Consider the following 10969-nt stretch of genomic DNA (forward strand, 5'->3'; position numbering starts at 1 on the left):
CCTCAACGGTGCTTAATATGTTTGTAGTCCCGACAGTCTATAATGCCATCGAACAATGGCGCGAAAAACGAAGTGCTTTAAAGGATAAACAACTAGGAGAAACACTATGAAGCAAATAGAGCGTAACAGTAAATCGGTATGGCTTAGTTTAATCATGAGCCTTTTTATTTGGACAATACCCTTAGAACTTTTTGCCAATACAAATGAACCTCCCAAAATCACTATCCCTTCCACTGCTCCTGCCATTTGGAAGGCTATAGATGAACATAGTGCATTGATAAATCAGGCATTAAAAGAAAACCAATTAACTTCCATTCATGAGCATGCGTTCGCTATTCGCGATTTAGTCAATGCACTTCCTGCTAAAAGCCTGGATTTATCGGATGAGCAGAAAAAAACGTTGCAGAATAACTTAAGCTTTGTTGCGCAATTGGCTACACGTCTTGATAAAACAGGCGATGCAAACGATAAAGAGGGGACTCAAGCGAATTGGGATAAATTGGAAAAGATATTAACTGGATTACGCGAGCTTTATCAAACCTCACAGTCTAATTAAGGATTACTTTGATGAAATTGTTTTATTGCGTTCATGGAGTACTATTAAGTATGTTGTTTTTAGGACAAGCTCTTGCAAATCAAGAGCCTGTCCCTCACAAAACGACTGATCCTACAGTATTGTTGATTAAAAAATTCCAAACCGAAGTCGATGGTAAACCAGCTGAGTTATTCCGCATCGAACAGCCCGATGGCACATGGGGATATAAGGGAGTTAAAGGTCAAGTATTTGATGCGATTGTAAAAAATCAAACGGATAAGCCCACCGTCTTACATTGGCATGGTCTTATTGTTCCTAATGATCAAGATGGGGTACCTTATGTGACGCAAGCACCTATTCCCCCAGGTGGCGAGTATCATTATCATTTCATACTTAAACAGTCTGGGACTTATTGGATGCATTCGCATCATGATTTACAAGTACAGCAATTTTTATCAGCCCCTTTGATTATTGCTGATCCAAACGATAAGGTGAGTGATAAAGAGGTTACTTTATTTATCGGAGATTTTAGTTTTAAAAAACCAGAAGTGATTCTAAGTGAGTTAAAAAAAGGACAAATGACCCACATGCATCATGGCAATGGGATGTCTTCTATGCCTATGGATAATGCGGCACCTGATTTAAATGATGTCAATTATGATGCTTTTCTAACCAATTATAAAACTTTAAAAAATCCTCAAATCGTCCCCGTTCATCCAGGAGGCACTGTTCGATTACGTTTCATTGCGGGTTCTGCAATGTCCAATTTTTTTATAAATATAGGTATTTTGAAAGGAGAGGCAATCGCTATCGATGGCCAATCGATTCAACCTGTACAATCCCAGCAATTTCAACTGGCTGTGGGACAACGACTTGATGTCCTGGTTACTATTCCCCAGGGTGAAGCAGCATATCCTATTCTTGCTCAAGGCGAGGGGACGCAGATGCAAACGGGTTTAATACTCGCAACGCCTAAAGCGATTATTCCTAAACTTAATGAAAAAAGTTCAAGTAAAGCAGGGGCTTTAAATTATGATCAGGAGTTTCAATTTAAAGCATTACACCCACTGCCTGATAAAACACCAGGCCAAATCTTAACCGTTAATCTAGAAGGCGATATGATGCCCTATGTATGGACTATTAATAACCAAAAATGGCCAGACATTAAACCTTTAATCGTTGATGGAAATAAACGCGTCGAAATGATTTTTAACAATAAAACGACCATGGCTCATCCTATGCATTTGCATGGTCATGTATTTGAAGTAACTGATATTGATGGTAAAAAAATAAAGAATGGCTTGTTGCACGATACGGTTATTGTGTTGCCGAAATCAACAGTGAAAATTCAATTCGATACTGATAATCCTGGTAATTGGATGATGCATTGCCATATGCTGTATCATCAAGAAACGGGCATGATGACGATTATGAATTATCAAGATGTTAAACCCCCAATACTTCATATGACTCACTAAGGAAACTCTGAGTAAAAAAATAATATTGTAATCTGCGTCACTGCAATCTATCAGCAGTGACGCAGAACAACAGCCTTGATTTTACCCAGTAAAATCAACACATTCAGCCATTTTATCCTATCGGACCAAATCCGATAGGATAAAATTTCCTTTCAAAACCCCTTGCCCAGCAAGCACCATTTTGATAGTTTTAAATCAAGCATAACTGATGAGCCTGGGTAGTTCAGGCGAAACCTTATTAAGGTCTTATGCTAAGCCATCCTGTTCCCTAACCTAGTGGCTGGACGTTTGAGTCGGGAAACCCTTCATGGATATCTGCCATTCGGCAGCGTAGATTTCTTTAGAAATTTACTGTCATCACAACACATTGTTATGACTCAGTCTAAGCGCAGAGTACTTCTTTGCGTATTCATTTACCTAAATAAAAAAGGAGAGCAACACTAAAAAAACCGCAGTAAACAGGCAATATCGTTGCCTTATAACGATTGATTTGCCCCCCAGTTGGAGCCTTGTGGCGTAAGCCTGGTATCGCTTTTGAGTGAGCCGCTCGATCAACACTAAACCAAAGTCAGGGCAAGTATTTTTAGAGAACAATATCATGCGAAAAGAGTCTTTGAGACGATCTGCCAATCGCTACTTAAAATCGGATACACGGGGCAGCTTCAAGGATAAACAAAATCGAGCTTTCGTCATTCATAAAATGATTGATGACTTATTTATGACTGGTGAGACCCCCAGTTCTTGGTCTTTTTTAAAAATTCAGCATATCCAAAATCTGATTCAGCTTTGGCAAGGCAATAAAGTTAAGCCTGCTACTATTATGGATTACATGACCACGATTCGAAGTTTCTTAAACAACATCGATTGTCCATTACAAGGAATCGATAATAAATCCTTGGGATTGGGTCGAATTTATTCTTCCAAAAGAAAAAAAATAATTCCTCCCGATATTTGGACCAATATAAATGAACCGGTCGCGCAAATTATTATGGCCTTTCAAATCCAGTTCGGTTTGACCTTCAATGAAGCCATTAATATAAGACCAGACATACATATCAAAGAACACAAACTATTGCTCACCCGTGAAGTTGCCTTTAATTCAGAGGATAGAAAAATCCCCATTCGTCACGAGAGCCAACTCGTGATTATTCAGGCATTGATTCAATACAGCAAAGGCCGTCAAAGTTTGGTAGATATGCATCGCTATAATACCATTCGCACCCTTTGGGGTATGGCACTAAGTGCTTATAAATTACCAACTAATAAAACCTACCGATACCTTTATGCTCAACAATTAAAAAAAGAACTGCAGCCTATTCTTGGTAATTACCAAACGAATTGGCTCATTCGCGATGAAATGGGGATTAAATCTCCTAATACACTATGGCTCTACTTAAATGAGTAAATCAAAATTAAAAAGCGCCCAATTCTCAATAAATGAATGCGTTAAAAGTATCAAGGTATACTCCTTTGCCAGCAAAGCCGATATGCGCCATATATTAAATCGCTGCATTAAAGACTTACATGGATTAGGATACCAAGTAGGACACATTAATGGCCTCAAACCCAAGCATATTCATATATTGGTCGAGCATTGGAAAAACCAGGGCAAAAATCCTGCAACCATAAAAAACTACATGGCAAAATTACGCAAACTAAGCATTTTGCTAGATAAACCCCATCTGGTTAAACCCGATAATGATGCTTATCAAATCTCACAGCGTAGCTACATCCCTACTCATAGTAAAGCCATACATCAGATAGACTTTTCAAAATGTACTGATCCTATGATTCAATTATCTCTTGAAGCTCAATCGCTTTTTGGATTACGTCGGGAGGAATCAATGAAATTGATTATCAGCGATGCCTGGCAAGGTGATTGTCTTAAAATAAAACCTAGCTGGACAAAAGGGGGTATCGGACGAATTGTTGAAATCACTAATGAGGAACAACGTCAGTGGATTGCTAAAGCCATGCAGTTAGTGTTACCAGGACACTCGTTGATTCCCAAAGACCGAACCTACAAACAGCACCTTAGTCATTATCAAGTTCAAACACAAAATATGGTCCTTAGCAAATGTCATGGCCTGCGCCATGCCTATGCTCAGAGGCTATACGTGGAATTGACCAAAAGTTTTGATGTAAATGGGAAAGGATTAATTTGTCCTATAAACGGTGGTAAATCTTCAAAAAACCTCAAGGGTCATGAGCGCGAATGGGATAGAAGTGCGAGGGAAATACTCAGCCGCCAATTGGGGCATTCTCGCTTAGGGATCATCAAAACCTATATTGGTTAAAAATTTTATCTCTTTTGTTTTGCTACACTTTGATATGAATAGACTAATAGAGATATTGATGTCTTCTAACCTAACTAAATCTAAATTTAAGTTGGCACTCGAATGCCCCACAAAGCTTTATTATGTCGATAAACGTGAATACGCAAACCAACAAACAGAAGATGCATTTCTCAAAGCACTTGCAGAAGGGGGGTATCAAGTTGAGGCTTTAGCCCGATGCTATCACCCTCAAGGCATTCTGATTAAAGAAGATGACAATAAATCATCAATAACCACTACTCAAAAATTGCTGCTTGATGAATCCATAATATTATTTGAAGCAGCCATTCAATATAAGAGGTATTTTGTTCGAACAGATATTTTAATCAAAGAGAAGAATCACCTTAAGCTCATTGAGGTAAAAGCAAAATCTATGGATAAAAACACAAGAACCAAGATTGAAAAAAGAGATGGAACAATTAATGCTGATTGGAAATCGTACATTGCAGATATTGCTTTTCAGAAATGGGTATTACAGAACGCTTATCCAAATTACCGAATCTCAAGCTATCTGATGCTTATTGATAAAGATAGCCTTTGTCCAACGGATGAATTGAACCAAAAGTTTATTTTGGAGAAAGATCAATCTGGAAAGCCACGCGTGAAAATAGCAGATACTTTATCTGCGGAGGATTTATCTGTCCCTCTCTTAAAAGAACTGAATGTAGACGATCTAATTGAAAAAATTTGGACTGAACGCGATGAAAAAGGAATTGATTTTAAAAATCAATTCCAGGAATTCAGTGACTATTATTTCAGAGACAAAAAAACACCAGCTATTCTAAAAAAGGAATGCGCTAAATGCCAATTTAGAACACTTCAAGATGAGGCAGGTGGTTTTAAATCAGGATTTAAGGAGTGTTGGACTGAGGCTTTGCAGTATAGTGACTCTGATTTTCATGATGACACCATACTTGATCTATGGGCTTATCCCAAAAAAGATGACTGTTTAAAAGTAGGACTTATTAAGCTCAAAGATTTTGATGAGTCTGATTTTCAAACTAAAAGTGACGGTAAGTCAGGTCTTTCTCAATCTGAGCGGCAATGGCTTCAGATAGAAAAAGTTAAAAATGCTGATAATGAGGTATGGTTGGACAAGCAAGGGCTGAAAGATGAAATCGCTTCATGGACTTACCCATTACATTTTATTGATTTTGAAACAGCAATGATGCCAATCCCCTTTAAAAAAGGCATGCATCCATATCAAGGTGTTGCATTCCAGTTTTCACATCATATTATTGACCAGCAAGGGAATATTGAGCATTTTGGTGAATACTTAAATACTGAGCCAGGAATAGATCCTTCTATCGAGTTTGTTCGTGCTCTTAAAAAAGAATTAGGCAAAGATACCGGGACCATTTTTCGCTACAGCAATCATGAAAATACATACCTCAATTTTATTTTGCGCCAACTTGAAGAAGCGTCTGAATCACCTCCCGATAAAGAACTATGTGAATTCATAAAATCAATTACTAAATCGTCCGGTAAAAGTCGTGAACAATGGGAGGGAAAGCGATGCATGGTTGATTTATGGGAACTGGTAAAACGATTTTATTATGATCCTTTAACTAAAGGGTCAAACTCTATTAAAACAATATTTCCAACAATCATAAAACGTTCTAAGTTTTTACAGGAGAAATACAGTAAACCCATTTATGGATCTAAAAATGGAGTCTCCAGTAAAAATTTTACAGATCAACAATGGATTGTTTTTGATCACAACGAAATTAAAGATCCTTATTCATTGCTTGCCCCCATCAATAAAGAAATACCGAATGAGAAAATTGAATTGCTATTTGAAGATGATCAATTAAAGGAAGGAGGGGCTGCGACCATTGCTTATGCCAAATTACAATTTACTCATATGAGTGATTTTGAGCGTGATGAGCTGAGAAAAGCACTTTTAAGATACTGTGAGTTGGACACCTTGGCAATGGTTATGATTGTCGAAGCATGGTTTGATATGCTGATTTAAATCAACAGGCAGGTTGTTGTTAAAATATCAATTAATATCAAATAGATTCATTTGATAACAGCATCAGAAAAAGTATTGATTTTCCAATAAGGCCAGATAAAATCGAGGCTACACAACTGATGATCCAGTGTGAGTCTGGTGAAACCTGATTAAATTTTTCGGGTCTTGTGATAACACCATCTTCTTCCCTAATTTAATGGTGGAATGTTTAGTCGGGAAACTTTTTGAATCTTGTTTATCTCAAGATTCAATTTCATGGATATGATTCATGGCTTTATGCCCAGGAATGCTATAAGCATAATTTCTTTAACAATCAGGCAAATCAACCACCGTTTCGGTGATTTTGCTTTGCAAACCCATTGGGGATTTTTTATCCCAATGGGGATAGGTAATCCTCTTTAAATCAAGGAGCAATACCATGCAAACAATTAGTCCTAACTCTTTGGAAATTGAACATCTGTTAGTTGAATTAGCTTTGTGCATCAATGATCTTCAGGTTTATCGTCAGAAGTTAACTATGGATGATGCTAATCAGGCAGAACTAAGTTTAAGCAAGTTGGAAGCGCTGATTTCGTTTGTTAGAAATCATAAGAGTCCAATTAGGCTTGCAGCTGTTTAATTCATAACCCAATGCGGGAGCATGCTCCCGCTGGGGTTTGCTCTCTTTGTAACTTTAAGGAGAAAAACCTCATGGATAAACCTCAAATTTATGTAGCTTGTTTGGCATCTTATAACAGCGGGATCTTATATGGTGAGTGGATAGACTCCCGTCAAAGTGAAAATGATATTATGGCCGATATCCAAGCTATGCTAGAAAATAGTCCTGTTGAAGATGCAGAAGAGTTTGCGATACATGATTATGACGGCTTTGGAAGTCTTCGTCTCAGTGAGTATGAGTCCATAGCAACAATCGTAGCTTATGCCGAGTTTATTGCTGAACACGGAGAGCTAGGGGAAGCGCTTCTGGGTGAGTATGTACTTGAGGATGCAGAAAACATGATAAGTGATTATTATCATGGTTCCTATGATTCAGAGGTTGATTTTGCCTGGCATATTTTTGAAGAATGCTATAGCAATGCGATACCGGATAATTTGATGTGTTATTTTGATTGTGAGGCTTTTGCTCGTGATCTGTTTATCAATGATTATTGTTCGGTTGAGGCAAATGGAATGACTCATGTTTTTTCACGGTACTAAGCCCCTACTTGGGGCTTTTTTATTACTATTGATATATTAGATTATACTGCTTAATCTATTGCCGGATATGCCGGATATGCCGGATATGCCGGATATGCCGGATATGCCGGATATGCCGGATATGCCGGATATCTTCTGAAAATTAATTTTTAATAAAATACCATGTGGTAAATCTTGCCTGTCCTTTTGAGTTAATAACACCAGCATTTTTCAAATAATTAAGATCGTTGCGAAGCGTTCTTTCTGCGGGTTTTAATTCCAAGTGGTTCATTATTTCTTTAAGGGACATCTCCGCAACAGTTTTCAAAATCTCAATTATTTCCATTTGACGAGGCGTAAAATCAGAGGATTGTGTACTAGTTACTGCAGTATTCATTGCCTCTTTAAACCTGAAAATGACTGCAAAACCACTTTTATATTGAGCAAACTCAGGTTCTGGAGTTTTATTATTTTGACAATATCCAATCATTCTTAATGTACCTGTTCCCCAGTTTTCGATCCATCCACGTTTGTAAAAAACGTCAGCAATTTTTTGGTTTCTGGGGTATGAATCATGAGGGACTTTTAAGCTTTCAATATCAAGTTCAGGTGGTAGTTCTCCAATATTCCATATTTCGAGGCGGTCATCATATATAGCTAAGGAAATTGTGGCATTTTCGACCATATAGTCTCTATGACATATGGCATTAATTAGTGCTTCTCGTATTGCCAATGCTGGGACTGCTGGTTGATCAATACGTTGTAGTTTGCCTGGTTCAAAATATCCGGCAATTGGTAAATGACGTATTGAAAAATCAACTGCAGCTTTAATTAATTGAAATGCATTACCGTGTACTTGTAGGTTATCTATAAAATCACCGACTCTATCTTTACCCCTGAACCGAGCTAATCGGATCATGCAATGTGAGAAAATGGCGCTAGGATCTTTTGCATAAAGAACCACTGCAGCATTAGTTAATTTGCCGTGTTCAATTAATTTGAAGTTTTTAAGTACTTGCTCAATATTGTAAGTAAGGGCTTCAGCACTTATTCTGTTTATATCAACACCTTCTTTAAACGATAGTGTCGCCAAGCTCGTGATAGATTTCAGCCATCCATGGCTGAAATCGACTCGCAAACGCGACAAGTATGCCTCCGGCGGCCCTAGTCGTCCTGCGTCCGTTAATGTTTGCTCTGAACGAGCAAAGCATTTGCCTCCCACAATGACTGACGCCTTATCGTATGGCCTTATATTTTTCCTGCGGAAAAACATCCGGCCCTAAGGCTACTAGGGACTACTCGCCCGCGCCTTCGGCTCTCCATGGCTCGCAGCGATGGTACGTCTGATTTCTTCCTGATCCAGATCTTTTATTGTTAAATCATTTTCGGCATATGAATCCCATTTATGATTTAATTGCCCACGGCGAATAATAAGTTGCTCATAGCGATGTTGGGACATACGCTCAGTAGTTGATTGGTTTCTTTCATAAGAACGGCCATCATAGGTATAGGGGATATGCTTACCGGCAGAGCATTTGATTACAATAACCTGTTTATTTTCGTCTACATCAATATAGTGAACATTCAGGGACGTTTTAGGCTCAATTTTTGATATTTCTCTAGCTATTTCTTGCTGAGTTTTGTCATTTACTTGTTGCCCTGCGATTTTTCCTTTATCAGTTACGCCTATTAGAATGGTGCCACCTGCTTCATTGAGAAAAGCGCATAGAGATTCAAATGCGGGTTTTAATTGTCCTGTAGATTTTTTAAACTCAATCTGGTGAGATTCACCTTTGCTTATCAGCTTATTTAATTGCTCAATATTCATTAATTACATCCTTTATAGTAACCGCAGTATAATCTCTGTTGTGTGGTTCTAAAATAAGTTTGTCAACAAAATCAGCCCATTTTTCAAGAGCTTCTTTTCTCTGTGGAAGCATTTCGTTTTTGTTATAAGTAGCCATGATTTTCGGCATTTTATGCCCTAGGCATTTCTCTATTACAACGGGATCAATATTTAATGTTTCCCCCAGTTGTGTTGCGAAAGTCCGGCGTAAATCATGAGGGGTCCATTGTGGAATATTGAGCCGTTCCTGGATGCGATTGACTGCTTTGGGAATTGCTTTGTCTGATAAACAAGAAAGACCATTCAGGCCGCTAATCACATACTCACTACTATTATTTTTCTTCAATTCTAGTAATAGGCTTTTCATGAATGGGGTTAAATGGACGCGTAATATTGTACCTGTTTTTGTATTTACGGCAGGGATTGTCCAAAGAGATTTATCAAAATCAAACTCTGACCATTTGGCCACACGAAGTTCTCCACCACGCACGCCTGTCAGAAGAATGATCTTCAGTGAGTTTTTGATTTGCACTGATATATGATTTTTGTCGCTATCTAAAAAGTGCCAAAGCTCTTTGATTTCCTCTAGTGTTAAGTATCGTTCCCTGGCTTTTTCTAAACCTCCAATATCTCTAGCACGAATATTGGCAGCTGGATTTGAGAGCATATCACCGCGGCTTTCTCCATAATTAAAAGCCTGTTTGAGTGCAGCAAGCACTTTATTGGCATGAATAGGGGAGCCTCGATTAACAATTTTATCTAGTGCCAGTGTTATTTCTTTAGTTTTGAGTTTAGCCAATTTTTTATCACCAAGCAGGGGGATAATATCGGCATAAATAATTTGTTTAATTTGTTGCGGGTGGGCACGATGTTTTTCGATGTACCCCGAATACCATTCTGTTACCAGTTGCTCAACAGTGGTATCAATTTGTGATTCTGGTTCTTGTTTAAGGTATTCTTCGGGATTTTCCCCATTTTGTCTCTTATTCCATAATTCATTAAACAGATTCCTGGCTTCAGCTACTCCCATCGCAGGGAAGTGTCCTAAGGTTAGCCATTTTTCTTTTCCATTATGTTTATATCGATAAAACCATGTTTTGGTTTCAGCAGGGCTGACTCTAAGGCAAAATCCATTTCCCTCTGTTATATGATAACGACCTTTTTTGGCTGTCAGACTAGTGATTTTCTTATGAGTAAATTTTTCCATAAACATCTCTTTTTATTTTTGATTTGGCTACACCAATGGCTACACTTTTTTGTGTATTTAAATTATAATAGATTTAATCGATTGATATGTCAAAATAAATAAAACGCAGTGTTTATAAGGGTTATTTGCTTATTAATATAGTTGTTTGATAGTAATTGATATTGATTGGAATTATCATGGGGTGCTAGTGGTCGAAGGTTCAAATCCTTCCGTCCCGACCAATAGAATCAATGAGTTAGTAAACACCCCAGCAAGCTTCAACATCAAGTCGATTCAAAAAACGGGGTCTTTCCCAATTACGGGGGCACTCACCAGTTAACAACAGAGCACCCTAACACGAGTTCTATAATTTTCAAAATTACGAAAGCCATAAGCTCTTCTTTGTATCAATTTCATTTTTCTATGAAACCCTTCTG

Annotated in this window: 11 protein-coding genes; 7 read left to right on the top strand and 4 right to left on the bottom strand. The window is 38.0% G+C overall.

Annotation, left to right across the window (positions count from 1 at the left end; genetic code table 11):
• Positions 1-106: 106 nt before the first annotated feature.
• The 7 genes from LDG_RS03475 (at position 107) to LDG_RS03505 (ending at position 7521) form a co-directional block, all read left to right on the top strand.
• Positions 107-556 carry a hypothetical protein gene (locus LDG_RS03475; RefSeq protein WP_006869758.1) on the top strand — a complete coding sequence of 150 codons (450 nt, stop codon included), beginning with the start codon at positions 107-109 and terminating at the stop codon, positions 554-556.
• Positions 557-567: 11 nt separating this feature from the next.
• Positions 568-2013: a multicopper oxidase family protein gene (locus LDG_RS03480; RefSeq protein ID WP_040534368.1), complete on the top strand. Its 1446-nt coding sequence runs from the start codon at positions 568-570 to the stop codon at positions 2011-2013.
• Positions 2014-2611: 598 nt separating this feature from the next.
• Positions 2612-3418, top strand: a complete 807-nt coding sequence (locus LDG_RS03485; RefSeq protein ID WP_040534370.1) for a phage integrase N-terminal domain-containing protein — start codon at positions 2612-2614, stop codon at positions 3416-3418.
• Positions 3411-4310: a phage integrase N-terminal domain-containing protein gene (locus tag LDG_RS03490; RefSeq protein ID WP_006869761.1), complete on the top strand. Its 900-nt coding sequence runs from the start codon at positions 3411-3413 to the stop codon at positions 4308-4310. Before LDG_RS03485 ends, LDG_RS03490 begins: the two co-directional genes overlap by 8 nt.
• A 58-nt stretch (positions 4311-4368) precedes the next feature.
• Positions 4369-6324, top strand: coding sequence for a DUF2779 domain-containing protein (locus LDG_RS03495; RefSeq protein WP_040534372.1), 1956 nt, complete (start codon positions 4369-4371; stop codon positions 6322-6324).
• Positions 6325-6742: 418 nt separating this feature from the next.
• Complete coding sequence (locus tag LDG_RS03500) at positions 6743-6943, top strand: hypothetical protein (RefSeq protein ID WP_006869764.1); 201 nt, start codon at positions 6743-6745, stop codon at positions 6941-6943.
• Positions 6944-7014: 71 nt separating this feature from the next.
• Positions 7015-7521 carry an antirestriction protein ArdA gene (locus tag LDG_RS03505; RefSeq protein WP_006869765.1) on the top strand — a complete coding sequence of 169 codons (507 nt, stop codon included), beginning with the start codon at positions 7015-7017 and terminating at the stop codon, positions 7519-7521.
• Positions 7522-7663: 142 nt separating this feature from the next.
• Here LDG_RS03505 and LDG_RS18355 read toward each other — a convergent pair whose 3' ends face one another.
• From LDG_RS18355 to LDG_RS18835, 4 genes are all read right to left on the bottom strand, one after another.
• A complete protein-coding gene (locus LDG_RS18355; protein ID WP_158307861.1) occupies positions 7664-8647 on the bottom strand; it encodes an ATP-binding protein in 984 nt (327 codons plus the stop codon).
• A 141-nt stretch (positions 8648-8788) separates the two neighbouring features.
• Complete coding sequence (locus tag LDG_RS03515; protein WP_006869767.1) at positions 8789-9328, bottom strand: AlbA family DNA-binding domain-containing protein; 540 nt, start codon at positions 9326-9328, stop codon at positions 8789-8791.
• Complete coding sequence (locus tag LDG_RS03520; RefSeq protein WP_006869768.1) at positions 9318-10553, bottom strand: tyrosine-type recombinase/integrase; 1236 nt, start codon at positions 10551-10553, stop codon at positions 9318-9320. Before LDG_RS03520 ends, LDG_RS03515 begins: the two co-directional genes overlap by 11 nt.
• A gap of 315 nt (positions 10554-10868) precedes the next feature.
• Positions 10869-10969 (bottom strand): transposase (locus LDG_RS18835; RefSeq protein ID WP_148263497.1); only part of this gene is annotated, 101 nt, incomplete at its 5' end.

It is taken from the genome of Legionella drancourtii LLAP12 (assembly GCF_000162755.2).
GTDB lineage: Bacteria > Pseudomonadota > Gammaproteobacteria > Legionellales > Legionellaceae > Legionella > Legionella drancourtii.

Excerpts from the sequence above, each read along its gene's own strand:
- LDG_RS03475 (WP_006869758.1), top strand. The coding sequence starts at position 107 with ATGAAGCAAATAGAGCGTAACAGTAAATCGGTATGGCTTAGTTTAATC.
- LDG_RS03480 (WP_040534368.1), top strand. The coding sequence starts at position 568 with ATGAAATTGTTTTATTGCGTTCATGGAGTACTATTAAGTATGTTGTTT.
- LDG_RS03485 (WP_040534370.1), top strand. The coding sequence starts at position 2,612 with ATGCGAAAAGAGTCTTTGAGACGATCTGCCAATCGCTACTTAAAATCG.
- LDG_RS03490 (WP_006869761.1), top strand. The coding sequence starts at position 3,411 with ATGAGTAAATCAAAATTAAAAAGCGCCCAATTCTCAATAAATGAATGC.
- LDG_RS03495 (WP_040534372.1), top strand. The coding sequence starts at position 4,369 with ATGTCTTCTAACCTAACTAAATCTAAATTTAAGTTGGCACTCGAATGC.
- LDG_RS03500 (WP_006869764.1), top strand. The coding sequence starts at position 6,743 with ATGCAAACAATTAGTCCTAACTCTTTGGAAATTGAACATCTGTTAGTT.
- LDG_RS03505 (WP_006869765.1), top strand. The coding sequence starts at position 7,015 with ATGGATAAACCTCAAATTTATGTAGCTTGTTTGGCATCTTATAACAGC.
- LDG_RS03515 (WP_006869767.1), bottom strand. The coding sequence starts at position 9,328 with ATGAATATTGAGCAATTAAATAAGCTGATAAGCAAAGGTGAATCTCAC.
- LDG_RS03520 (WP_006869768.1), bottom strand. The coding sequence starts at position 10,553 with ATGGAAAAATTTACTCATAAGAAAATCACTAGTCTGACAGCCAAAAAA.